Consider the following 23,822-nt stretch of genomic DNA (forward strand, 5'->3'; position numbering starts at 1 on the left):
GTAAATTAATATTTTTTTCATATTAAAGCAAAAAATACGCCAAGACAATAATACTTAACAATTTCATTGTGATGATAATTTAAATAATTTTAAATTATGTAACACTGTAAAATAACCTGACACCAAATAACTCATCAATCAGTTGTGTTTATTACATAATATTTACAAACTATATTTGAAAATAGTTTCAGTATAAAAGTATCATTGTGTGATTAAATTTCACCTTTAGCCTGATATAAACCTCAACAATATTCATGTTTAAACCACATAAAACACGTGTTTTAGTAGTGTAATTGATTAAAAATCAGTGGTGCTAATTGTTGTAATCCATAGCATGAGCACCACTACAGAGCAGCAATAACAACACATACCAACCATCTAGCAACTGTCTTGTAATCAGTTGGTTTGATATATCATCCGTTGCTATTATTAAAAGCACAAGCTATTGATTTAAAATCACAAATCATACCCTGTAACATTTATGATTTTCGAATAAAACAAGGTGATAAGATTTAATATATGCGTACTAACGGAGTTTTATCCGTAGTTAGGGGGAGTTAAATATTGTCAAAGCGATTTTTGATTTATAATTGTAACTTTAGCTTTACTGTTAACATCTAAAATTTAATTCCACAGTCGGCTTTGAGACTTAAAGCAGACCTAAGGCAGAGCAATGTGGCTACTTCCTCTTTGCGCACAAAGTGATCATTGCCAGCTTAACCGTGAACGACCGCTGTGGTGTCTAAGCGGACTATTTATTGTGATAAATATGAGTCTAAATTAGGTCGACTTTGTGGCAAAAGTTAGCGTTCAGAGGTCTACCCAGCAGGATCCTGTGCCACCATTTCGTTCATTCATTTACTTGTATTGGCATAACTTAAAAGTACTAAAATACCTATCGACAATTGAATATCACTCGCTACAATCAATTGCTCTGACCCTTTGATTTTCTTATCTTGGCGGTCTGGTTAACGTTGCCAACAAAAACTTGGTTTTTGTCATCCTTTAATATTGTCGGCTAGCCAACAGGCAAGACTTTGTCCTTCGAAGGTATAGTGCTTATCTGATTAAGTAATAAAGCGACCAAAATAATTCCACCACCAATGCTTAACCTCAGTATGTCCGCCTCCCGGTTCCATATCAGTACATTAACAACAATACCTGCTGGAATGAGTAAGTTATTCATTGCGGCTAACGCACCTACATTGACTAACGTCGCGCCTTTATTCCACCCAAAGTAGCCTAAGCCCGAAGCAACGATGCCCAAGTAAATGAGTACTCCCCATTGAGTTGGTGTACTGGGTAACTTATCTGTATTGCCAAATAAAACATAACACACAGTAGCGACTATTAATGCGCCAATAAAAAACCACCCAAATACAGTTTTATGATCCACCTTACTGTTGCTCATTAAACGTTTGTAAGTCACTTGCCCTGTGGCAAAACACATATTGGCCGCTTGCACTAATAACAAGCCCATCAAAAAGTTACTATTAATACTTTCATAGCGAATAGCTAACGCACCACATACGGCAATAAGGGCTATAACAAAAAAACGAGGGTTAAAATGCTTTTCAAGCGCATCGTTTAGTAGCGTAATATAAATGGGGGTCATTACCGTAAATAATAATACTTCAGGCACAGATAAATATAAAAAGGAGTGATAGTAAAAACTATACATGGCGCCAAGTTGTATCGCGCCAATAAACATGAGCTTTATAGCTAAGGGCTTTGGTGTTTTTTTAAAACTTAAAAACGGTAAAAAAACTAAAGTAGCCAGCGCAATGCGCAGCAAAACGCTAAACCACGCATCAACTTGACCGGCTAAATAAACCCCAATTAAACTAAATGAAAATGCCCAAAGCAGGGTCACTGCAAATAAATAGCCCATAAATATCATCGTTAATTAATTAATGGCGACAGTCTATCTCTTATAAAAAATAAAATCTCTCCATTGGGTTTTTATAATAATGACTTTATGCCATAACGCTAGCTAACTTACCTATCGTTAAATTAGCAGCTAGCAGCGTTACCATATTTCACTTTCCTTGAGATTCTCGACAGTAAGGGTAATAATATAAATGTATTACAAACAGCTTCCCTCAAGTTAACTTAAGGTTTTATAGTGCCGTCACTTTTAATAACCAAGGATCTTTATGCTACACATTGAACATATAAACTTAGTCGTACATGATATTCCAGAAACTCTTACTTTCTACCAAGCCGCCTTTCCTCATTGGAAAGTGAGAGCTAAAGGCACCGCTGAGTGGCACGGCGTGGCGCGCAATTGGCTACACTTTGGTGACGATTATCAATACCTAACGTTCAATGATGATGGCATAGAAGAAAATCGTGATTTAACGGGTCACCAAGTAGGTTTAGCGCATTTTGCCTTTGTAACCCCTAACTTGTCTGCAATGAAAAGTAGATTGGCTGAAGCAGGCTTTGCAGTGCATAAACAAGGGGCTGAAAATCCATATCGGGCTAACTTGTATTTTCTAGACCCTAATGGCTTTGAAGTAGAATTTGTCGAATATTCTAGCGATTTACCCGAACAGCGTAATAGTAGCGATGAGTAACTTAATACGCTAAAAGCGAAAGGGCATCACTTAACAATAAGTGATGCCCTTTTCTTTTGAAGTAAACGTTTAAAACAAAAGTCTTAACCGTTAAATTCAGATTACGGCGGTTGTGATGTCTTGTTTATGTTCCGCTAAAGCCTCTCTGCGCTCTGCAAATAACAGGTAAAAACTGGGTAGCACAAACAGTGTAAATATTGTACCTATAAACATACCAGCCACAAGAATAATACCAATACTATTTCGAGCTTCTGCTCCGGCTCCAGTCACCAACACTAGCGGAAAGTGACCTAAAATAGTCGCCGCAGTAGTCATGAGTATTGGACGCAAACGTGTCGTTGCCGCCTCGGTAACGGCCGCTAATTTATTAGCACCCGCTTCCTGCGCATGATTAGCAAATTCAACAATCAAAATACCATTTTTAGCAATCAAACCAATTAAGGTGATCAAGCCAATTTGTGAGTAAATATTAATGGTTGTTAGCTCCATATAAGGTATTACCAATGCTCCTGACAAGGCTAATGGCACACAACCTAACAACACCACAAGGGGATCCCTGAAGCTGTTAAATTGTACCGCTAAGACTAAAAACACGATCAGTAATGACACACCTAGCACCATCACTAAAGTACTACCTTCTTTGCGAAGCTGACGTGATTCACCTGCATAGTCGATACTGTAACCTGTAGGTAACATGTTTCTTGCGGCATTTTCTAATGTTGCTAGTGCTTGTTCTTTGTTAACACCTGGCGCAACGCCACCATAAACTTTAAATGAAGCTTGTTGAGCGAACGTTGATAATTCTCGTGGTACTGTTTTCCACTTTAAATCAGCAACGGCTGAAACAGGTATTAATTCCCCTGAAGGTATTTTAATGTTCAATGCTAGAATTTCTTCTGTTTTTCCGCGCACGTTATTATCGACCATAGGAATAACGCGATATGCTTTGCCGTTAGCATCAAAACGGTTAACGAAGTTACTTGATAGCAAAATACTCATTTGCTCACTAATATCAGCAACACTCATACCAAGATCTGCAATTTTTTGACGATCAAGTTGTAATTCAACTTGTGGTAAATCTATTTTCAAATCAGTGTCTGCAAAAAGAAAATTACCACTCGCAAAGGCAGCACCTACTAATTGATCCGCATAGCTTTTCATTTCGGCATATGAAGCCGAAGATTTAACCACCATTTCAATCTCAAACTGTCCTGCCGTTGGCAGTGAACCTGGTAATATGGGTAACATATTTAAACCCGGAATTTGTGCCAATTTGCCATACATTTGAGGAACAAGTTCCTGTGATGAATAATCACGGTCGTCAGCACCCACTAGTTCTAAACCACCAAACCCACCTGAAGTAAACAGTAGTTGCCAAACTTTTAAACCACCTTCAATGTCTTGCAGTGTTTCCACCACTGGATCCATTTGAGCAACGTTATAGGTCAATGAAGAATCAGGAGGTGACATAACAACAAACATGACCATTGCTTGATCTTCAACAGGCGCTAGCTCTTTCTTTGATTGCAAATAAAAAGGTACCGAGAGTAAAGACACTACCGCTGCAATCAAAAAAACTTGCCCCTGCCACTTAAAAATACGCTGTAATAATTTTCCATAGGCTTGCTGAATATTCTCAAAGAGTTGGTTCACTTTTCGCGTTAACCAACCTTCTTCTCCGCCTTTAGGCAGTATATGTGCGCTCATTACCGATGATAAAGTAATCGCAACAATACCTGAAATAATCACCGCAATTGCCAGTGTAAAAGCAAACTCTTTAAATAAAACACCGGTTAAACCTGATAAAAAACCAATCGGTGCATATACCGCAGCCAGAGTTAAGGTCATTGAAATAATAGGAACGAGCAGCTGTCGTGAACTTTCTAAAGCCGCGTCAAATTTTGAATAGCCCTTGCGCATTAATCGGGCAACGTTTTCAACGACCACAATCGCATCATCAACAACTAAGCCAACCGATAGTACAATCGCTAATACCGTTAATAAGTTCAGTGAAAAACCCATAAATGACATTGCAGCTACCGCGCCAAGAATAGAAATAGGTATGGTGATCAAAGGTACCATTGCACTTCTAAATGACCCCATTAACAAGAGAACGACCAAACCCACTAAGACGACAGTTTCCATTAAGGTGATAAAAATTTCACTTAATGCATCACGCATATAAAGTGTGCCGTCAAAGGCAAAATCAATTGTCATACCTAAGGGTAGTGTCTGATTTAACTCAGCAATTTTTTTATATAGGTTGTCACCGATATCAATTTCATTGGCACCCGGTAATGGCCAAATTGAAATATAAACGGTGTCTTTATCATTGAGTCTTGCCGTGATACTGGCATCTTCTGCGGCTATTTCTATACGAGCAATATCTGTTAAATGAATCGTTGCACCGTCACGATTTGCTACCACTAATTCTTCAAATTCACTTACTGATGTTAATTGGCTATTCGCAACAATATCAATACGCTGCCGACTATTTTCAGCATAGCCCATCGTTGCAATACTGTTATTGGTAGCTAAAGCTTGATACACATCTTTTGAACTTAAGTTAAAGGCCGTAAGCGCTTGTGTATTCAACCAAATGCGCATCGCTGGTGTTCTAGCACCTTCAATACCAACACGTTGTACACCTTCTATCGCGTTGAGCACCGGATTCACTTGTCGCGTCAAGTAATCGGTAACTTTAGATAAGTCATTGCCATTAGCATTAACATTTAAATAGAACACGGCAAAAGGACGATCGGCTCGGCTCACCGACACGATAGGGTCTTGCGAACCTGCGGGTAATTCATAACGAATTTGACTCAGTCGCGCGGTTAATTCAGCTAAAGCCAATGTACTGTTTTCATTTAAGTTAAGCCATGCTGTGACTTTACTGCTACCGGAAGTCGTTTTAGACTCAACATACTCAACTCCCGGAACTGTTGCGGCAGCGCGCTCTATAGGTTCAGTAACAAACCCTTGTACCACTTCGGCAGAGGCGCCAATGTAATAGGTATCGATGACTAACGAAGCACTTTCTATTTTTGGAAACTGTAAAACAGGTATTTTACTAATAGACCAAAGACCAGCTAAACAAATGATAATAGACAAAACTAAAGCGACCACAGGACGGCGGACAAAGATGTCCATGACTGAAGCTTTGCTACTCGACATTGGGCTTGAAGTTTTTTTCATTATAGCGCCCTAGTTTTATCAGCCGTATTAGCCGACAAAGACTCAGCAACATACACTTTCATTTGTGGAAATAATTTGAAGGCGCCTTTTGTGGCAATGAGTTGTCCTTCTTTAATACCCGATAGCACTAATACACGGTCATCATTTCGGTCTCCTAATATAACGCTCACTTTTTTAGCGCGGTAGGCTCCTTCGCCTTCAGCCTCTAGAATAAAGACATAACTGCCTAGAGGATCACGCGTAATAGCTACATCCGGAACTGAAATAACCAGGGCCTTCGCGGCAATGGGCGAGTAAACACTGACTAGGGTATTAGGTTTTAAGGCTAATAATGACGATTTCACTTGTGCTCGATATTTCAAGCTACGTGATGCACGTTTAAGTTGTGGGTCGATAGCAATAATTGTGGCATCAAAAGATTTCAGCTGGTTCATTGGGTTGATTTTAACAACCGAGCCAACCACAAGCTCTTTGTAGACTTGTGGCAAGTAGAAATCAACCCAAGTAAATTCATTCACACCAATCAAAGTGAGTACTTGACTATTTTTATCTAAATATTGTCCTATTTCCAGATTATGAATAGCCACTTTTGCATCAAAAGGTGCACTCAGTTTTTTCTTATAGATAGTTGTTTCTAATATCGCTACATCTGACTTAGCCACTTCAAACGCGGCTTCAGCTTGATCGACAAGCTCGGCACTAATTTCGTTATTTTTCTTCAACTCAATATAGCGACGATAGGTTTTTTTAGTAAATGTTAGCTGTGCTTGTGCGGCGATTAACCGAGCGTCTTCATCACGGTGGTCAATTTCAACAAGTACTTGGCCTTTTTTAACTAAATGTCCTGACTCAGCATTGATTTCGATAATTTGCCCAGCAAATTCATTATTCAATGACAATGCTTTAAACGCTTGTACTTCGCCACTAACTTTCAGCATTTTTTGATAGTCAACAAGCACGGCTTTAGTCGCATTTACCGTTGCTGAAGGCTCTGGCATTTGCGCCCCTGAAGAGGATGCTTCTTGTAAGAATGTTTTATAAAAATACAAGCCACTAATCACCGCGGCTAAAATTATAATAGTCATGATCCATTGACGGATTTTCATATACTTTCCTTTGTTTTTTATCATTTTGTTATCTAAGCTCTGATATAACGAGTTGCTGAGCTACTTTTTCAATATCTTGTTCACTGACTTTTTGTTGCCAATCAAAGGTATTAATAAAACGCTGTAAGTTAAGAATATGTACATTATCGGTTGATAAAGAGGCGATACTCTCTTGTATTTCGTTTTCTTGGTTGGTGCTTCTACCATGATGAATTCTTACTGTTTGAAAATACCCTACATTTAAAGACCATGCTCCAATGTTTATTTGTTCCATGGCATTGATGCCAGATTGTAATTCTTTAGTATCTACTGCCGTTTGTAACAGTACCTGAAAAGAATCCTCACAGACTTTGCTACAGTTGATCATATAATCAAGCCAGCGTTGCGAACATCGTTTCATAATGGCACGAGTGTTTACGATACTTTCTAGTTGATCATCAAAGCTAAACATTTGTACTTTTGAAAAATCGAGTAAGCTCAAAGCAATAATTCGTTCAGGTGTCGTTAGTGAGAGTGCAAGCACTTGACTAAAAACCCGATGCTTTTCTTGATACATTTTTGTTGCTAAAGCAATCAGTAAATCTTCTTTACATTGCACAAACTTATACACTGAGCCCATGGATAGACCCGCAGATTTAGCAATGGATGACATAGAAAAGTCTAACAATGTACTTTTTTCTATCGCGGTAACTGCGGCAAACAAAATTAACTTTTCTTGCTCTTCGATACTAAACTTTGGTGCTGGTGCCATGACAACCTCTTATAACCCTATCAATTCGAATGAAGTTCGAATGTAATTATATAGTATTGTTATTGAAGTGCAATACTCAACAATTAATCCGTTAAAAATGTTTTATTCATTAGCCACTAACTTTAGTATAAATAAGCGTAGAGGCTTGGTATTGTAGAACGTATAAAAATAAAAATTGAGATGTATTATGTTTCCCAACTGGCAATTGTCTGTATTGAGTATTGGTTATATTGGCCTGCTTTTTCTTATTGCCTATTTAGGCAATAAATACCGACATAAAATCGTTCGCAAAAGTCAGGGCATTATTTATGCATTAACGTTAGGTGTGTACTGCACGTCTTGGAGTTTCTTAGGGACCACCGGACAAGCGTCGACAAACTTTCTTTCCCATATTCCTATTTATTTAGGCCCTATATTATTATTTGCTTTTGCTTGGCCTTTTATTCAACGTATTGTTCGTGTCAGTTTAAAATTAAACTTAACCTCTCTTGCCGACTTACTCGCTTCTCGTTACGGAAAATCACATAACCTAGCAATTATGGTCACGATTGTCGCTTTAGTCGGCACCATGCCCTATATCGCACTACAGTTAAAAGCGATTGTCTATTCTTTTCAACAACTTCAAGCAGAACAAACGTTAGTCACTTGGCGCTTTGGGCTTATTTCAAGCTTAGTACTTGCCGGCTTCACCGTTATATTTGGAATTCGTCATATCGATGTTACAGAACGCCACCCTGGCGTTATGCTTGCCATTGCTTTTGAATCTTTAGTAAAGCTTTTTGCCTTTCTGGCTGTAGGTATATTTGTCACTTTTTTCGTTTTCGATTCGCCCATGGATATTTGGTACAAATCAGGAGCAAATTTACAACTTGAGCAACAACTTAACTTCCCCAACATGATGTCAATGTTGGCTATGTTAGTGATTGTAATGGCGGCATTCTTGTCTTTACCTCGACAGTTTCAAGTGATGGTCGTTGAACTTAAAAACCCTAAAGATACCAAGCTTAGTCGAAAAGTCTTCCCGCTCTATTTATTAGTTTTTGCTATTTTTGCTGCGCCACTTGGCATCGCAGGCCAAATGATCTTGGGTGATACTGTGCCCTCTGATGCCTATGTTTTGTTCTTACCTTGGCATCATCAACAAACCTGGCTAACCCTGTTTGCTTTTCTTGGCGCGATTTCTGCCGCGAGCTCTATGGTTATTATTTCTTCTATTGCGCTGAGTACCATGCTTAGTAATGAAATCGTTTTTCCCTATATTTTTCGTGCAAGCGAAACTAAAAACACCGACTTTGATGAGTTTCGAATTCGCTTACTCAACATTCGTAAAGCACTTGTTTTACTTGTTATTTTACTCGGTTATGGTGTTTTCTTAATGACCTCACCAGACACCCTTAGTTCGTTAGGTGAGATTGCTTTTGGTGCTTTTGCTCAATTAACGCCGGCACTGGTTGCTGCATTTTATTGGCGAAGAGCCAGTTTAACTGGCGTATATGCCGGTATCTTAATTGGCTTTTCGCTTTGGCTAATACTGAATTTTCTTCCACAGTTTGGTTTATATGAACAACCCTTTACTGGCGGATTATTGTCAGCCAATACCACCGCAAGCTTGCTCAGTTTGACCGTAAATATTATTGTAATGTGGGCATTGTCACAAATAAGTCGGCAAAGCGTACAAGAGCGTGTACAAGCGTCGCTATTTTTAGAGTGGCAAGTACCTAAATTGCTCAGTTCCCAGAAAAAACGTCATGTTGATGAACGCGATTTAGAAGTATTAGTTTCACGTTTTGTTGGTGAAGGAAAAGCAAAAATAAGCTTTAAGCAATTTCAACAAAGCATTGTCAAAAAAGAGGTTACACAAAGCGATTATAACCAACAGTTATTACTACATACTGAAAATACACTCGCCAGTGTTATGGGCGCGTCTTCAGCTTGCTTAGTCTTGTCTTCAGCCTTAGACGGTCGTGATATTGCCCTCGATGAAATTGCGGTATTAGTTGAAGATGCCTCAAGTCAGCAACGAACATTTAGTCAAAACTTATTACAAAGTGCAATTGAAAATGCGAGTGAAGGCATTTCCATTGTCGATAATGAACTTAAACTCGTCGCGTGGAACAATAAATATATTGACATGTTTTCTTACCCTAAAGAGTTGATTTATAAAGGGTGTCCAATAAAGCATCTTATTCGATACAATGCCTCACGCGGTTTGTGTGGTGAAGGCGAAATTAGTCGACAAGTGGAAAAACGTTTAGAGTATTTAAGAAACGGAAGCCCTCATAGCTCTGAACGCCAAAATCCAAATGGGCAAGTCATTAGAATTCAAGGTAACCCTTTACCTGGTGGTGGCTTCGTCATGTTATTTTCTGATGTTACCGCCTATAAAGATGCTGAACGAGTATTAAAAGATACTAATATTGATTTAGAAGCCATTATTGCCGAGCGTACCCAAAAATTAGAAAAAACCAATGAAGACTTAGATATTGCCAGAACAAAAGCTGAACAGGCACATATTAAGAAAAGTTTATATTTGAAAGCCTGTAGTCATGATTTAATGCAACCATTAGAGGCCGCTAGGTTGTTTACTTCAGCGCTGAGTAGCCAAGGGAGTTTAAGTGAAAATCAATTAAGACAAGTCAAAAACATCGATCATTCTTTAAAAGTTGCCAACGATTTACTGTCTGATTTAGGTGAAATAGCACGTATTGAAAGTGGTAATATTACCGCCCATTATACAATTTTTTCTGTGAATGATTTATTCAAAGATTTAGCACAAGAATTCTCAGCTTCCGCCGCTGAATATCACGTTGAATTTAGAGTCGCTTCTTGTAAAGCATGGATTACGTCTGATCGAAATTTATTACGTCGTATTTTACAAAACTTAATTGGTAATGCCTTTCGTTACGCCAGCCCAGGTAAAATTTTATTAGGGGCACGCATTGTGGGCAAGGACGTTAACATTCAAGTAGTAGATAGTGGTCCAGGTATTCCTCTTGAAAAACAAAAAATTGTTTTCGAGCAGTTTACCCAACTAGAAAATAGTACCCGTCATACGAGCAGAGGCTTGGGGCTTGGCCTTAACATTACCCAAAGTTTAGCCCAGTTATTAGAACACCCACTGTCGTTAAAATCTAAAGATCAGCAAGGTTGTAAATTCTCACTCGCTATTCCCAAAGCTCAGCGACAAGTTAAAATTAACATTGAACAGCCCATCGCTAAAATAGGGTTAAAAGATGTTACCGTTATGTGTATTGATAATGATCTTGATGTACTTAACGGTATGACTGAGCTATTAAGTGCTTGGCAGTGTAATGTGCTGTCAGCTAACTCTTTTGAGCAAGCAAAAAAAATATTTTCACTGCACGAAAATGAAGTTGAAATTTTATTAGTCGACTACCAACTCAATAATAACCAAGATGGCTTAATCCTGATAAAAGCCTTACGCGCCAGCAGTAATCATTATATTCCTGCGATATTAATTACAGCGACCACCGATAGTGATATTGAAGAAAAGACTCAGAAAGCTGACGTTGGTTTTATGAGGAAGCTTGTTAAGCCAGCAGCACTTCGCGCTATGATGAGCGCGATGTTGGCGAAGAAGTTAAAAGATAATTATGCTGAGTAGTGTCAATTAAAAACAAGCCAATTTTAATTATTGATATTCGGTTCAGAGACATTAAGTGGTGCAATAGCGATAACGGCTTGCGTTCTATTACGAACATTGAGTTTACGAAAAATAGCGGTTGCGTGAGCTTTTATTGTCGCTTCTGATACATTAAGGTCATATGCAATTTGCTTATTTAATAGACCTTGTGCGAACATCATTAAAATTCGATATTGTTGTTGGGTCAAACTTGCAACACGTTCAGCAATATTACTTTCACCATCACCTTTACTGGCCTGTTCAAAACTTTCTGGCACCCATACTTCACCCGCTAAAATCTGTTGAATAGCATAAATAATAGTGTCTACGGGCGTAGATTTTGGTACAAAACCTGCTGCACCATACTCCATAGCTTTACAAATGGTGTCATTATCTTCATGCGCAGAAATCATGACTACAGGTATTTGTGGAAAGTGATTACGTACGTGAATCAAAGTATTAAAACCATGCGCACCTGGAATATTCAAATCTAACAGCACTAAATCACTGTCAGTATTGGCTAACAATTGCTGATCAAGTTGTTCTATTGTTTGTGCTTCTAGCCACTGCGTTTTATTAAACTTAACATCGAGAGCCGCTAATAACGCCTGTCTAAATAAAGGGTGGTCGTCAGCAACTATTATTTTTTCTGGCTGGAACATAATGTTATACCTTAAAAGTTATTATTTTTAGTGTAACGGAACTCAAAAAAAATGTTACTAGACTTTAGGCTAACAAGTGATACCTTACGCGATAGTTCTGAGCTTTATTTAACAACGCTGTTGAATATCTTTAGGCACGATTAACATTATGCCCCTTAATAGATTCAACAACGTATCTAACTGCTCAAACGATAAACTACGCTTTTTTGGGAATATTCTTCAATACCGCAACCAGTAACTGCCAATAAAGCGCAACCGCAGCGACATTCACTTTTTCATCGGGTGAATGAGGAAACTTAATGGTCGGTCCAAACGAGACCATATCCCAGTTTGGATAAGCGGTTTTAAATAAGCCACACTCTAAACCGGCATGAATCACCATAATTTCAGGGACTTTATTAAACAGTGCTTGGTAGGTATCACGGACCGTTTTCATAATACGGGAACTCGTATCAGGCTTCCACCCGGGATAAGCGCCAGCAAACTCAACCTTTGCTCCTGCCAATGTAAAGACTGAATTCACCATAGACTCTGCCATTAAACGGCCATCGTCATGTAAACTACGAATGAGAGACATTGCCACAAATTTATGCCCTTTACAGCGAACAACGCCTAAATTAAGCGACGTTTCTACAATACCTTCAATATCATCACTCATGCGAACAACACCATTTGGACAGGCGTTAAGCGCATTTAAAATTAACGATTGTGTTTTACTATTCCAACACTGGTCGAAAATCTCTGGTGAAATAAGTAACATATCGATATCAGTTTCAATGCTACCTAATGTCGTACGCAATGTGGCTAAATAAGTGGCTACGCTTACTTTAAATGCTGCAACGTCCTTTGTTGTAATAACGAAACTGGCATCAGCTTCACGAGGAATAGCATTGCGTAAGCTACCACCGTTTAAATCAACTAAGCGCAGGTCGAACTTTTGGCTCGCTTCAAGTAAAAAGCGCACTAAAAGTTTATTTGCGTTAGCGCGACCTGTATCAATGTCGACCCCTGAATGCCCGCCTTTTAAACCAGAAAGAGACAAGGTAAATGAAGTAAAATCTTGTGCAACATCTTCAAAAACTAGTGTAAAGGTAGCTTCAGCGTCAATGCCACCCGCGCAACCCATATATATTTCGCCTTCTTGTTCAGAATCGGTATTAATTAAAATATCACCGTCTAACCAGCCCGCCTCTAAGCCAAAAGCACCGCTCATGCCAGCTTCTTCATCTATGGTCACTAAAACTTCTAAAGGCCCATGAACAATATCGTTACTTGCTAAAACCGCTAAAGCTGAGCATAAGCCAATGCCATTATCAGCACCTAATGTGGTGCCTTCTGCCGTTACCCATTGTCCGTCAGCTTCTTCAACGATATAAGGCTTTATAGCATCCGTTAAAAAGTCATGATCGGAATCCGCATTCTTTTGCGGTACCATATCCATATGTGATTGAAGAATAACACCTTGGCAATTTTCCATGCCTAATGTTGCTGGCTTCTTAATGAAAATATTACCTACGGCATCTTCTTTTACCGCTAAACCTTGCTCTTTTGCCCAAGATTGGATCCAAGCTGATATCTTTTGCTCATGCTTTGAAGGGTGCGGAATGCTGCATACTTTTTCAAATAACTGCCATAAATTCGTTGGTTGAAGTTGTGATAAATTACTCACATTGTTTCCTTAATTTTATTTTAATACTTGTTAGTTTATCTACTTGCTGAAATCGGTATTGCTAAGAATCGCCTTATAGCCTTTTTGCGCGAATTTTATTTACCCGCCATTAAAAATTGCCATTGGTCATTGAAGTCTTCACTGGGTTTCTTGGTAAAACCTGAACGCACATACTGGCTAATTTTCCCTTCAACAAAGGCGCCTAATATATTGGCTAATGCTTGCTCTGAAATACTAAAGCCTTTACCTTCACGTAATTTTCGTTCACGTAAAACTTGTTTAAATTGTGTTTCTAACTTTTCAAAATATTGATTAACCCGTGCACGTAACCTTTCGTTTTCGCCCATTAGCGCATCCCCTGCTAGAATACGGCACATACCTGGGTTACGCTCAGAAAAAACCAACAAAACATGCAAAATATGATGACAACGCACCAACGCTTCTTTGTGATCACTGAGAATTAAATTTACCCTTGAAAAAGTTGATTCTTCAATAAAATCAATTAAGCCTTCGAACATACGTGCCTTAGAAGGGAAGTGACGATAAAGCGCAGCTTCTGATACGCCAACTTCTGCGGCAAGTTTCGCGGTCGTTATTCTCTGACCAGGACAAGTCTCTAGCATTTTGGCTAAACACTCTAAAATTTGTTGTTTGCGATTAGTTTTTTGCGCTACGGTCATAAATCGTTCTCTTATTTTTTTTCAATATAATGTTGCGAAATTAGTTGTACTAATTGCTCGGCAAGTATTTTTTTTGAAGCTAACGGTAACTCCGTTTTATTTTTACTGGAAAAAATCGTTAACGCATTATCATCACTGTTAAAACCTTGGCCTAAAAGTGCAACATTATTGGCGGCAATCATATCAAGATTTTTTCTTTTTAATTTATCTAACGCATAGTGTTCAACATCTTGTGTTTCTGCCGCAAAACCCACGGTAAAAGGTTTTGATGACAAAGCAGCGACATTCGCAATAATATCTGGATTTTTCACTAAATTAAGTTGCATTGCATCGGCTGATTTTTTAATTTTCTGTATAGCTACCTCACTAACACGGTAGTCAGCAACAGCCGCACAAGCGACAAAAACATCTGCTTTCTTTGCAAATTCAAGCGCTTGCTCGTGCATTTGCAACGCACTTTCTACAGCTATTTTCTCACAACCGTTTGGTACGGAAATATTTACTGGGCCTGAAATAATATGTACTTTTGCGCCAGCCAACTGAGCCGCTTGTGCGATCGCATAACCCATTTTTCCTGAACTGTGATTAGAGATATAACGCACAGGATCAATAGCTTCACGCGTTGGCCCTGCGGTAACGACCCATGTTTGACCTAATAGATTTACCTGGGAAGCAATCAAAGGCTGCTGAAAAAATTCACACATATGTGTTACTAATTTATCAACGTCTAACATCCGCCCTAAACCAACATCACCACAAGCTTGTTCTCCAGCGCCTGGGCCGAAGACAACCACTTTTCGAGCAATAAGTTTACTCATATTTTCTTGGGTAACTTCAGCATGCCACATTTGTTGATTCATCGCGGGAGCAATCGCTATTGGGGCAGTCGTTGCTAAACATATTGTCGTTAATAAATCATTTGCCATGCCACAAGTAATACGCGCGATGGCGTCGGCAGTCGCTGGTGCGATTAAAACAAAATCGGCCCACTTTGCTAGTTCAATATGTCCCATGGCTAATTCAGCTTGGGTATCAAGTAGGCTATCTGAAACAGCATTTGCCGAAACAGCTTGAAGTGTTAATGGCGTAATAAAGGCTTTCGCCGCTGTGGTCATTACGACACGAACATCCGCGCCACGTTCTTTTAAACGGCGCACTAATTCTGGTGTTTTATAAGCAGCAATACCGCCAGTAATACCCAGAACTATTTTTTTCCCCTGTAAAATTTGCATAAACTGCTAGTCTTAATAACGATAAGTGGCGATAAGATACCATTAATTTGTTCATTTACAAATTGGCTTTGCAAGGATGCGGCGATGTTAAAAGATTGGTTAGAAAATGAAAAACCGAGGGAGAAGTTACTCTACAGAGGCCCCAGCAGTTTAAGTGACGCTGAATTATTAGCAATATTTTTACGTACGGGGGTAAAAGGTTGCCATGTTGTTGAGCTGGCTCAGCAGCTTTTAAAAAACTTTGGCAGTATTGCGGCCATTTATCGCGCGACAGAAAAAGAATTTTGTCAGCACCATGGTTTAGGTGTGGCTAAATACGTGCAGTTACAAGCTTGTTTAGAAATGTCGAAGCGATACCTTAGCGAGCAATTACAGCAAGGGACAGCATTAACCTCGTCACAAGCAACGCGAGATTATTTAACCAGTGAATTACGGGGAGAAAGCAGAGAGATTTTTGCGGTGATGTTTCTCAACAACCAACATCAGGTATTAACTTTTGAACGCTTGTTTTTTGGTACGATTGATGCGGCAGCTGTTTACCCCCGAATAGTGGTTGAACACGCCTTAAAGCAACAGGCCGCCGCTGTTATATTAGCGCACAATCATCCTTCTGGTATCGCCGAAGCAAGTATTGCTGATAAAAAAATTACCAAAAGGTTAGAGCAAGCGCTAAGCTTAATTGACATTCGAGTGCTCGACCACATCATTGTTGCTGGTAACCAATGTTACTCATTTGCTGAGCATGGTGAATTATAATAAACACGATAGGTTAGGAGAGTGAAATGAATGACGCTGAATTAGATCAAAGTATTGTAGACGATAGCGAACGACGACAAACTTTTCGTTTAGACATGGAAAAAGAGTTAGTTGATATTCTCTGGATAAATGACCAACAAAAATCGGTGCAACGAAAAATCACTTGTTTAGACTTTTCTCGTGGTGGTTTAAAGCTTGATTGCGACCATATTATTCCACTTCATACTAAAGTTACGGTGGTTTTTAAAGTGGCCAACCCCGATAGCCAGAATTTATATGGCACAGTGATCAGGTGTATCAAACAACCCAATGGTTATTTCGAGTTAGCGTTGCGCTTAGAAAATCAAACAGCAAAATAAAATAGTTGCACTATAATTAATTCTTGATGCTGATGTTACAACAAGAGGTAAGGACATTTTATATTATGATGATTCTAGTAGGTGGCGAAAAGGGGGGAAGTGGTAAAAGCTGTTTAGCACAGAATTTAGCTGTTTATTTTGCCCGTGATAAAAAAGCAATTGTACTGATGGTTGACTGTGATCCACAAAGAACAACGTCTGACTGGATACAAGCAAGAAACTCTGACCCTTCATTGCCAGCGATAAATTGTATTCAGCTCTACGGAAAGATCCGCAACGATTTGCTCAGTTTGGTACAGCATTATGATTACGTGATTGTTGATTGTGGTGGCCAAGATAACTTAGCACTACGTGCAGCAATGTCGGTTGCTGACCATGTCATTATTCCACTTCGCCCTAAACGCCGAGATTTAAAAACAGTGCCACACATGGAAGATATGCTCAGTACTTGTAAAATGGTTAATCCAAAAATGATCGCCTCTTTTGTCATCACTCAATGTCCATCACTACCCAATCAAGGCAAACGAATTTTAGAAGCCAAAGAGGTCTGTCATTCATATGGTATTAACGTATTAAACGCAGTAACCTTTAGCCGTAATGTCTATGATGATAGCGAAGAACAAGGATCGTCAGTACTAGAAATAGAGCCTCAGGGTAAAGCAGCAATAGAAATGACTGCAATAGCTGAAGAATTATTAGCAATGAAGCCGGACAACTCACATGAGTTTAACTGACCTAAAAAAAACCACAAAAGCAAAGGAAAAGAAAAGGGAGTTTACTGTTGATGAATTTATTGCTGACGCAGAAAATTATGCGTTAGGTCATCCCGAAATTCTGAACAACGACAACACCCAAAATGTTTCTATTGAGCAAGCCATTATTGCGGCAAAACAGCAATTGGCCAGTAAGAATACGAAACGTGAGAAACCATTTCGTCATGCGACTTTCACCCTTAGCGAACAGGCTATTCATCAACTACAAAATCTAGCAAAAGAAACCAAATTAGCTAAATCACATATTATTCGCATTCTAATTAACGAATTGTGTAATGAAGAACAACACAACAAACTCAAAAAATTGCTCGACTCTGGGATAAATTAACAACAATCTTTTATTTATCTGTTCAATTACTCCCCAATCTTCACATCATATTACTGGAATACCCTCATAAACTCTTGTAAAGCCACATAATATCAGGTTAACATAGTTTTTTTTTATAAAAGCTGGCTTTCATTTTTCAGTTTCACTATAATATGCCACCTTTTTCAGGATCTCGAGGCGACGGTCTTGGGGAATAATAGTTCGACCTGGAATTAATTTTTGGAGTACTCAGAATGTCTAAAGTTTGCCAAGTAACAGGCAAAGTGCCAATGGTTGGAAACAACCGTTCACATGCAAGAAACGCGACTCGTCGTCGTTTTTTACCAAACCTTCAATCTCACCGTTTTTGGGTTGAGAGTGAAAATCGTTTCGTTAAATTACGTTTAACTCCGAAAGGAATGCGTATTATCGATAAGAAAGGTATTGATGTAGTATTAACTGACATCCGTGCCCGTGGCGGAAAAGTTTAACAACTACTTTTAGAGGAAATTATTATGCGCGATAAAATTCGTTTAGTTTCTAGTGCCGGTACTGGTCATTTTTATACTACAGATAAGAATAAAAAGACTATGCCTGAAAAGATGGAGATCAAGAAATTTGATCCACGTATCCGTCAGCACGTTATGTACAAAGAAGCTAAAATTAAGTAATTTTAATTTAGTTTTGAAAAACCCAGCAATTGCTGGGTTTTTTATTGCCTAAAATTTAGTATCATCGTTACTCTTTTACTTACTGATGAATATTTTCATGAAACTTTCTCGTACTGGTTGGAATAACGTTATCATTTTTTCAGTGATGATTTTTATTCTTGTGATTAACGTAACCAATAAAAAATTATATCCATCAGATAACAAGCAAAGCAATGAACAAACATTGTTTGCCAAGCATACTGTCATTTTATCGTTAGCGATTAATCAGCAAGTAACCATTGAACGTATCGGACGAACTTGGCGAGCCACTCCCGTAAAGATTTCAGGACAAGCATTGGATCAAATGATGCTCTCCTGGCATGAAACACAGGGCATTGTTGTGACTGAACCACCCGCACTTGACCACCAAATGGCGTTAGTTGTTTCGGTTGAATTAGCCGGTGAGGCACACTCTCAATTACTTAACCTCTTTATTACTAATAATGAATTACTCGTTTTTAATCAGCAACAAAAAAAGTGGCTATCTTTTCCTCTGGCAATATTTTCTCAACTCATTCCCAATGAAATATTAGCAAGTTAAACGTTACGTCCTTCACTCTAACTATTAAGAAGACCATGCCAATGACTCATGATAAAATACAGCACTGCGCGATACTGACCATGAACAACCTTGACGATTTTGAGGCATACGACAACTTACTAGAGCAGCCACTCCTTGTCTTAGGCTGGCAAATGCACATGGTATCGTGGCATGATAAAAGCGTTAATTGGAATGATTATGCGGCCGTTATCATTCGCTCGCCATGGGATTACCAAGATGACGCTCCTGCTTTTTTAAACGTACTAAATAGTATTGAACAATCGAGTGCTCACCTTGAGAATAGCTTAATTACAGTTGCATGGAATATTGATAAAATATATTTACGTGAATTAGCCCGTAACGGTATCAATATTGTAAAAACATTATGGCGAAAAAACCTAACTCAACAACAGGTTGCCGAATACTTTACTGAACTCAATGTTGATCAATTAGTGATAAAGCCACGTATTAGTGCCAATGCAGATAATACTTTTTGGTTAACGAAAGACAATCACACCAAATTTTATTCACAACTTGAGAAAGCGTTTTCAGCAAGCGAATTTTTAGTACAACCTTTTATGGAAAGTGTTATTGATGAAGGTGAATTTTCACTGTTTTATTTTAATGGTCAGTACAGCCATGCTATTTTGAAAACACCAAAAGACCATGATTTTCGTGTTCAAGAAGAACATGGCGGACGTTTAGCTTCAATAACACCCGAAAAAAGTTTGATAAACCATGCTGAGCAATCCCTGAATGCCATAAAAGCACAAATAGGCATGCCACTCTACGCTCGTATGGATTTTGTTCGAAGCGAACAAGGCTTTGGGCTTATGGAAGCTGAGCTAATTGAGCCTTCATTATATTTTAATATGGATGAACATTCCGCAAACCGCTTTGCTCAAGCTTTTGTTAATCGTATGCAGTCTTTAACGCTGTAATTTTTAAATTAAACCCGATCCAGAGTTACTATGCCTGAATTACCTGAAGTAGAAGTTTGCCGACAAGGCATTAGTCCCCATATTTTAAAACAAACCGTCTCTAAGGTCGTGGTACGTAATGCTAAGTTACGTTGGCCTATCCCTGAAACGGTACAAACCATGATTGGTTATCGTGTACATGCGGTAGAACGACGTTCAAAATATTTGTTAATAAAATTTTCGCATGGCACTTTAGTTTTACATTTAGGCATGTCGGGAACCATTAGAGTTATTGATGACAATATGCCTGTCGCAAAGCATGATCACTTTGATTTAGTCTTCACGCACGGCAAAGCGTTACGGCTGAATGACCCTCGCCGCTTTGGCGCAGTACTCTGGTTTAAAGACAATATAGACGAACGAGGCTTATTAAGTAAATTAGGCCCTGAACCACTCACTGACGATTTTTGTTATGGTTATTTATTTAATAAAGCTAAAAATAGAAAAATGCCAATAAAAACCTTCTTAATGTCAAACCCTGTTGTCGTCGGTGTTGGCAATATTTATGCAAACGAAGCCTTGTTTAAAGCTGGGATTTTGCCAACCGCACTAGCAGGTACCATTTGTGAGTCACGTTTTGACCAACTCACTGATATCATCAAAACAGTGTTAACCGCCGCGATTGCTCAGGGGGGCACAACCTTAAAAGACTTTACCCAAGCCGATGGGCGTCCAGGGTATTTTGCGCAAGAACTATTAGTTTATGGTCGAGCAGGCAAGCAATGTAAAACTTGCCAAACAACATTAGAAGAGGTTAGACAGTCAAATCGCAGTTCAGTTTTTTGTCCAAACTGCCAAACTGATTAGTCATTGATTAAAATGGCGGTTAGCTCTTGTCTAAGGCCGCTTTTACAATAGGATGAACAAATTGGCTGACATCGCCATTATGCAAGGACACTTCTTTAACTAACGTTGAGGAAATAAAAGAATTTCCTTCTGAGGGGGTTAAAAAAACACTTTCCAATTCAGGGGCTAAACGTCTATTCATATTCGCTAATTGAAATTCATAATCAAAGTCAGATACTGCCCTCAAGCCACGGATCAGTACTTTGGCTTGCTTCTTCTGAGCAAAATCCACTAATAAACCACTAAAGCCAACGACAGTGATATTGGGTAGGTGACGGCTGACCTCCTCAATCATCGCAACGCGTTGGGCTAGGTCAAAACGAGGTTTTTTGCTTGGGCTTGCAGCAACCCCCACAATAACTTCAGAAAATAGCGCGCTCGCACGCTCAATTAAATCAGTATGACCGTTAGTCACGGGATCAAAGGTTCCTGGATAAATCGCTTTTATTGTCATGAGTTGTATCTTCTTTATAAACTTGAAAACATTGTAAAGGCTATTTTTAGTGAATGGAAACTAACAAAGGTGAATTTGTTAAAGTATTTACTCGAAAAGCCTTTCCGTCAGTTCAATTTTGATAGTATGATGGAAAATAATACAATGGCACATAAACAGAAGTAACTGACATGAAAACCCGTGATAAAATTATTCAAGCTAGCATTGAGCTTTTCAATGACCAAGGCGAGCGCAACGTTACAACGAACCACATTGCTGCGCATTTAAGTATTAGCCCAGGTAACTTGTATTATCACTTTCGTAATAAAGAAGACATTATTCTTTCTATCTACGAAGAATATGCGCGTAACCTACTGCTAGAAACCGTTCCTTTTGTTTCCCCTGATGTAAAACCACTCGATACCATTATTTTATACATGGACGCTGTTTTTCAAGCACTGATGAAATTTCGTTTCTTCTACAGTAATCTTCCTGTCTTGTTAGCCAAAAATCCTTTATTACATGAGAAGTATGTTGAGGTTCAATCATCAATCGCTTCGCGTGTCAGTGAAATGCTTTTGTCATTACGCACGACTAAAATGATGAAGTTCGCTGACGAAGACTTACCTGATATTGTCAGTATATTACGTTTAGTAAATACCTTTTGGTTAAGTTTTTATCAAACACAAAATAAGAACATTGAAATTACTGATGCCGTTTTTTACGAAGGTGTACTGAAGATACTTGTGATTATTCAACCCTACATCACAGAGTCTGCGATGCCTGAGTTTTTAGAAGCTCGTACCATGTACCGTAAACGTTGTTTAGAAGTCGCTGACGTTGCTTAACTAGGCTATAACGTTATAAAAGATATGACCCTTAGGCCATATCTTGATTTAAAAGTCGTATTACATTCTACTACTATGACCCAAGTGCTATTAGGTCCATCTCACTAAAGAAAGGTAGCCACCCGACAAAAACATCATCTGAACTTTCCGGCGACTTTATTGGTAACCGCTTCAAATTTTCGATAATATCACGGTGAGTTATAGTAACGTCTTCATTTATATTATTTGAATCAGAAAAATAGTTTAAAAAAGCAGGTGTCCTTGGTGCTATTTCAACAATGGCTTCAAGAGCCCCCAAAAGAGACACTGAATTTTCTGAGGTAAAAATACTGATTGATTTTAATATCCCTGTCTGTTCTTGACAGAAACTTCTAATCTGAGACACTTCTTTTAACGTTGTAAGCATCAAAACAGGTTGGCATTTATTGACAATCTCAAGTGTTTGTTTCGAATTATTTTGCGGTAAGGGTGCCGGTACGGCAATAACACCCGCCAAAAGACAACCATAAAATGCAACGACATAGTCAATATTTGGAGGGTAAAGCAATAAAACCTTATCACCCGTTTGTGTTTTACTTTTTAAAAAGTTAGCAACCGACAATGCTTCAGACCAAAACTCTCTGAAGGTTAATTCAGTCAGTGGCTCTGTTTTAGAAGGTAAAAAGCTAAAAGCAACTTCATCAGGTTTAGCGGCAACGTGGTGGTGTAAATATTCAATAATTGTATTTGGCATAGTGTAATCACTCTTTATAGGTTTACGTATTTACGTAAAAAAACATCGCTCATTTATTACTTAAAATATAATTACATTGTCTGTAAATGGCTACTATGACCCTGCCAATATTTTGCTGAATACTGCCAAACTTCATTATTCACTGACCACCTATAACACCGACACTTTAGAAAAAATTGGCGAACAAACACAAATAATAGGCTTAATATTGATAGCTCATTATTATAAATCTCATTATAGTTTTATCGTTTACATATTTTATTGTTAATAAATAGATAAATTATTGTGGCCCTCTCCAGAGGTTTTGGTAGAAATATTAAGTTTATATTTTATAACGCGATCCCTTAATCAACGTTATAAAATAACGCATGACTTAATATTTCTACCAATTTTTATTTGTCATCGACTTCTAGTCATTAGCTTGCTTATCGAATGCCTCTACAACACTGAGTATTTGATAGTAATGAGAAATATTAACATCATAAGACAGTAACGTTTACAGGTACCTTACTCACCTATCTAAAGATTTAGTCGTTACACGAGTGTTGATATTGATTTATTGTGTCAATCTTTACGCGATGCTAATATCTTTGCTAACCGATGATTAAATTATGGAATGTTAATAATAAGAATGTAGAGTGTTAACTATTACCTTTAACATAAGACGCTTATATTTAATATTTTGGGATCAGCCTGATCAAAAATCAGAAGTAACTTAACCCGGCACCTTATACAAAGACACGCCAATCACATTAGGATAATTACCATGAAAATAACTAAATGTTTATTAATCTCAACTTTTTTTATTAGCTCTGCAAGCTTTGCAAATACATCTACACAAGAGCAAGTGACACTACCCAGTATAATTGACGTTATTAGCTTTTGTAGTAGTGATAAAACGTGTACCAGCATACTTCCTGTTATTGAAGAACAGGAAGTAAATTATGATGTAAAATATGAAACGGAATCTCTGAATACTGACCCTACAGAAATCGATATCGATGAATAACAGACTATTT

At 38.4% G+C, this 23,822-nt stretch carries 23 protein-coding genes; 13 read left to right on the forward strand and 10 right to left on the reverse strand.

The features are described from left to right. Nucleotides 1-1,018: 1,018 nt before the first annotated feature. On the reverse strand, nucleotides 1,019-1,891 hold the full coding sequence (locus tag H4J52_RS07805) for a DMT family transporter (protein ID WP_182224470.1): 873 nt from the start codon (nucleotides 1,889-1,891) through the stop codon (nucleotides 1,019-1,021). Nucleotides 1,892-2,156: 265 nt separating this feature from the next. On the opposite strand from H4J52_RS07805, the gene H4J52_RS07810 reads away from it, so the two are divergent. Then, on the forward strand, nucleotides 2,157-2,579 hold the full coding sequence (locus H4J52_RS07810; protein WP_182182300.1) for a VOC family protein: 423 nt from the start codon (nucleotides 2,157-2,159) through the stop codon (nucleotides 2,577-2,579). A 96-nt stretch (nucleotides 2,580-2,675) separates the two neighbouring features. Here H4J52_RS07810 and H4J52_RS07815 read toward each other — a convergent pair whose 3' ends face one another. The 3 genes from H4J52_RS07815 to H4J52_RS07825 are packed head-to-tail and all read right to left on the reverse strand — an operon-like array spanning nucleotide 2,676 to nucleotide 7,631. Beyond that, nucleotides 2,676-5,774 (reverse strand): efflux RND transporter permease subunit, encoded by a 3,099-nt coding sequence (locus H4J52_RS07815; RefSeq protein ID WP_404851975.1) that lies wholly within the window; start codon nucleotides 5,772-5,774, stop codon nucleotides 2,676-2,678. Next, nucleotides 5,774-6,880 (reverse strand): efflux RND transporter periplasmic adaptor subunit, encoded by a 1,107-nt coding sequence (locus tag H4J52_RS07820; RefSeq protein ID WP_182224471.1) that lies wholly within the window; start codon nucleotides 6,878-6,880, stop codon nucleotides 5,774-5,776. The genes H4J52_RS07815 and H4J52_RS07820 overlap by 1 nt, the downstream gene beginning before the upstream one ends. A gap of 28 nt (nucleotides 6,881-6,908) precedes the next feature. Then, nucleotides 6,909-7,631, reverse strand: coding sequence for a TetR/AcrR family transcriptional regulator (locus H4J52_RS07825; protein WP_182224472.1), 723 nt, complete (start codon nucleotides 7,629-7,631; stop codon nucleotides 6,909-6,911). A gap of 187 nt (nucleotides 7,632-7,818) precedes the next feature. Here H4J52_RS07825 and H4J52_RS07830 point away from each other — a divergent pair, with 187 nt between their 5' ends. After that, nucleotides 7,819-11,256, forward strand: coding sequence for a PAS-domain containing protein (locus tag H4J52_RS07830; RefSeq protein ID WP_182182303.1), 3,438 nt, complete (start codon nucleotides 7,819-7,821; stop codon nucleotides 11,254-11,256). 23 nt (nucleotides 11,257-11,279) lie between these two features. Here H4J52_RS07830 and H4J52_RS07835 read toward each other — a convergent pair whose 3' ends face one another. The 4 genes from H4J52_RS07835 to coaBC all read right to left on the reverse strand — a co-directional run bounded on the left by H4J52_RS07835 (nucleotide 11,280) and on the right by coaBC (nucleotide 15,517). Then, the gene (locus H4J52_RS07835; protein WP_404851873.1) at nucleotides 11,280-11,939 is read right to left on the reverse strand and encodes a response regulator; all 660 of its coding nucleotides are present in this window, start codon (nucleotides 11,937-11,939) and stop codon (nucleotides 11,280-11,282) included. A 193-nt stretch (nucleotides 11,940-12,132) separates the two neighbouring features. After that, a complete protein-coding gene (locus H4J52_RS07840) occupies nucleotides 12,133-13,605 on the reverse strand; it encodes an aminoacyl-histidine dipeptidase (RefSeq protein WP_182224473.1) in 1,473 nt (490 codons plus the stop codon). A 95-nt stretch (nucleotides 13,606-13,700) separates the two neighbouring features. Beyond that, on the reverse strand, nucleotides 13,701-14,285 hold the full coding sequence (slmA, locus tag H4J52_RS07845) for a nucleoid occlusion factor SlmA (protein ID WP_182182306.1): 585 nt from the start codon (nucleotides 14,283-14,285) through the stop codon (nucleotides 13,701-13,703). Nucleotides 14,286-14,296: 11 nt separating this feature from the next. Beyond that, nucleotides 14,297-15,517 carry a bifunctional phosphopantothenoylcysteine decarboxylase/phosphopantothenate--cysteine ligase CoaBC gene (gene coaBC / locus H4J52_RS07850; RefSeq protein ID WP_182224474.1) on the reverse strand — a complete coding sequence of 407 codons (1,221 nt, stop codon included), beginning with the start codon at nucleotides 15,515-15,517 and terminating at the stop codon, nucleotides 14,297-14,299. 84 nt (nucleotides 15,518-15,601) lie between these two features. Between coaBC and radC the strand changes: the two genes are divergently transcribed. The 9 genes from radC (at nucleotide 15,602) to mutM (ending at nucleotide 20,750) form a co-directional block, all read left to right on the forward strand. Continuing rightward, entirely contained in the window at nucleotides 15,602-16,273 is a 672-nt protein-coding gene (radC, locus tag H4J52_RS07855) for a DNA repair protein RadC (protein WP_182182308.1), read from the forward strand. A 26-nt stretch (nucleotides 16,274-16,299) separates the two neighbouring features. Then, nucleotides 16,300-16,632 (forward strand): PilZ domain-containing protein, encoded by a 333-nt coding sequence (locus tag H4J52_RS07860; protein WP_182182309.1) that lies wholly within the window; start codon nucleotides 16,300-16,302, stop codon nucleotides 16,630-16,632. 65 nt (nucleotides 16,633-16,697) lie between these two features. Beyond that, a complete protein-coding gene (locus H4J52_RS07865) occupies nucleotides 16,698-17,366 on the forward strand; it encodes an AAA family ATPase (protein WP_182182310.1) in 669 nt (222 codons plus the stop codon). Next, nucleotides 17,353-17,733, forward strand: a complete 381-nt coding sequence (locus tag H4J52_RS07870) for a hypothetical protein (RefSeq protein WP_182182311.1) — start codon at nucleotides 17,353-17,355, stop codon at nucleotides 17,731-17,733. The genes H4J52_RS07865 and H4J52_RS07870 overlap by 14 nt, the downstream gene beginning before the upstream one ends. Nucleotides 17,734-17,966: 233 nt before the next feature. Next, entirely contained in the window at nucleotides 17,967-18,203 is a 237-nt protein-coding gene (gene rpmB, locus H4J52_RS07875; protein ID WP_070375416.1) for a 50S ribosomal protein L28, read from the forward strand. Nucleotides 18,204-18,227: 24 nt separating this feature from the next. Beyond that, the gene (gene rpmG, locus H4J52_RS07880) at nucleotides 18,228-18,383 is read left to right on the forward strand and encodes a 50S ribosomal protein L33 (RefSeq protein ID WP_070375415.1); all 156 of its coding nucleotides are present in this window, start codon (nucleotides 18,228-18,230) and stop codon (nucleotides 18,381-18,383) included. Between the two features lie 97 nt (nucleotides 18,384-18,480). Beyond that, nucleotides 18,481-18,963, forward strand: coding sequence for a hypothetical protein (locus H4J52_RS07885; RefSeq protein ID WP_182182312.1), 483 nt, complete (start codon nucleotides 18,481-18,483; stop codon nucleotides 18,961-18,963). Nucleotides 18,964-19,004: 41 nt separating this feature from the next. Then, a complete protein-coding gene (locus H4J52_RS07890) occupies nucleotides 19,005-19,904 on the forward strand; it encodes a RimK family alpha-L-glutamate ligase (protein ID WP_220461079.1) in 900 nt (299 codons plus the stop codon). Between the two features lie 30 nt (nucleotides 19,905-19,934). Beyond that, the gene (mutM, locus tag H4J52_RS07895; RefSeq protein ID WP_182182313.1) at nucleotides 19,935-20,750 is read left to right on the forward strand and encodes a bifunctional DNA-formamidopyrimidine glycosylase/DNA-(apurinic or apyrimidinic site) lyase; all 816 of its coding nucleotides are present in this window, start codon (nucleotides 19,935-19,937) and stop codon (nucleotides 20,748-20,750) included. Between the two features lie 19 nt (nucleotides 20,751-20,769). On the opposite strand, the gene coaD is transcribed toward mutM, so the two are convergent. Continuing rightward, nucleotides 20,770-21,243: a pantetheine-phosphate adenylyltransferase gene (gene coaD / locus H4J52_RS07900; protein WP_182182314.1), complete on the reverse strand. Its 474-nt coding sequence runs from the start codon at nucleotides 21,241-21,243 to the stop codon at nucleotides 20,770-20,772. 170 nt (nucleotides 21,244-21,413) lie between these two features. On the opposite strand from coaD, the gene H4J52_RS07905 reads away from it, so the two are divergent. Then, a complete protein-coding gene (locus H4J52_RS07905; protein ID WP_182182315.1) occupies nucleotides 21,414-22,070 on the forward strand; it encodes a TetR/AcrR family transcriptional regulator in 657 nt (218 codons plus the stop codon). 73 nt (nucleotides 22,071-22,143) lie between these two features. Here the strand turns inward: H4J52_RS07905 and H4J52_RS07910 are convergent, their stop codons facing one another. After that, the gene (locus H4J52_RS07910) at nucleotides 22,144-22,803 is read right to left on the reverse strand and encodes an AMP-binding protein (RefSeq protein WP_182182316.1); all 660 of its coding nucleotides are present in this window, start codon (nucleotides 22,801-22,803) and stop codon (nucleotides 22,144-22,146) included. Nucleotides 22,804-23,569: 766 nt separating this feature from the next. On the opposite strand from H4J52_RS07910, the gene H4J52_RS07915 reads away from it, so the two are divergent. Continuing rightward, nucleotides 23,570-23,812, forward strand: a complete 243-nt coding sequence (locus tag H4J52_RS07915) for a hypothetical protein (RefSeq protein WP_182182317.1) — start codon at nucleotides 23,570-23,572, stop codon at nucleotides 23,810-23,812. Nucleotides 23,813-23,822 lie beyond the last annotated feature (10 nt).

The organism is Colwellia sp. MB02u-14 (assembly GCF_014076915.1).
In the GTDB taxonomy this organism is placed as follows: Bacteria; Pseudomonadota; Gammaproteobacteria; order Enterobacterales; family Alteromonadaceae; genus Colwellia_A.

What these genes read in the sequence shown, in the direction of transcription:
- H4J52_RS07805 (WP_182224470.1), bottom strand. Translation starts at nt 1,891, where the DNA reads ATGGGCTATTTATTTGCAGTGACCCTGCTTTGGGCATTTTCATTTAGT.
- H4J52_RS07810 (WP_182182300.1), top strand. Translation starts at nt 2,157, where the DNA reads ATGCTACACATTGAACATATAAACTTAGTCGTACATGATATTCCAGAA.
- H4J52_RS07815 (WP_404851975.1), bottom strand. Translation starts at nt 5,774, where the DNA reads ATGAAAAAAACTTCAAGCCCAATGTCGAGTAGCAAAGCTTCAGTCATG.
- H4J52_RS07820 (WP_182224471.1), bottom strand. Translation starts at nt 6,880, where the DNA reads ATGAAAATCCGTCAATGGATCATGACTATTATAATTTTAGCCGCGGTG.
- H4J52_RS07825 (WP_182224472.1), bottom strand. Translation starts at nt 7,631, where the DNA reads ATGGCACCAGCACCAAAGTTTAGTATCGAAGAGCAAGAAAAGTTAATT.
- H4J52_RS07830 (WP_182182303.1), top strand. Translation starts at nt 7,819, where the DNA reads ATGTTTCCCAACTGGCAATTGTCTGTATTGAGTATTGGTTATATTGGC.
- slmA (WP_182182306.1), bottom strand. Translation starts at nt 14,285, where the DNA reads ATGACCGTAGCGCAAAAAACTAATCGCAAACAACAAATTTTAGAGTGT.
- coaBC (WP_182224474.1), bottom strand. Translation starts at nt 15,517, where the DNA reads ATGCAAATTTTACAGGGGAAAAAAATAGTTCTGGGTATTACTGGCGGT.
- radC (WP_182182308.1), top strand. Translation starts at nt 15,602, where the DNA reads ATGTTAAAAGATTGGTTAGAAAATGAAAAACCGAGGGAGAAGTTACTC.
- H4J52_RS07860 (WP_182182309.1), top strand. Translation starts at nt 16,300, where the DNA reads ATGAATGACGCTGAATTAGATCAAAGTATTGTAGACGATAGCGAACGA.
- H4J52_RS07865 (WP_182182310.1), top strand. Translation starts at nt 16,698, where the DNA reads ATGATGATTCTAGTAGGTGGCGAAAAGGGGGGAAGTGGTAAAAGCTGT.
- H4J52_RS07870 (WP_182182311.1), top strand. Translation starts at nt 17,353, where the DNA reads ATGAGTTTAACTGACCTAAAAAAAACCACAAAAGCAAAGGAAAAGAAA.
- rpmB (WP_070375416.1), top strand. Translation starts at nt 17,967, where the DNA reads ATGTCTAAAGTTTGCCAAGTAACAGGCAAAGTGCCAATGGTTGGAAAC.
- rpmG (WP_070375415.1), top strand. Translation starts at nt 18,228, where the DNA reads ATGCGCGATAAAATTCGTTTAGTTTCTAGTGCCGGTACTGGTCATTTT.
- H4J52_RS07885 (WP_182182312.1), top strand. Translation starts at nt 18,481, where the DNA reads ATGAAACTTTCTCGTACTGGTTGGAATAACGTTATCATTTTTTCAGTG.
- H4J52_RS07890 (WP_220461079.1), top strand. Translation starts at nt 19,005, where the DNA reads ATGACTCATGATAAAATACAGCACTGCGCGATACTGACCATGAACAAC.
- mutM (WP_182182313.1), top strand. Translation starts at nt 19,935, where the DNA reads ATGCCTGAATTACCTGAAGTAGAAGTTTGCCGACAAGGCATTAGTCCC.
- coaD (WP_182182314.1), bottom strand. Translation starts at nt 21,243, where the DNA reads ATGACAATAAAAGCGATTTATCCAGGAACCTTTGATCCCGTGACTAAC.
- H4J52_RS07905 (WP_182182315.1), top strand. Translation starts at nt 21,414, where the DNA reads ATGAAAACCCGTGATAAAATTATTCAAGCTAGCATTGAGCTTTTCAAT.
- H4J52_RS07910 (WP_182182316.1), bottom strand. Translation starts at nt 22,803, where the DNA reads ATGCCAAATACAATTATTGAATATTTACACCACCACGTTGCCGCTAAA.
- H4J52_RS07915 (WP_182182317.1), top strand. Translation starts at nt 23,570, where the DNA reads ATGAAAATAACTAAATGTTTATTAATCTCAACTTTTTTTATTAGCTCT.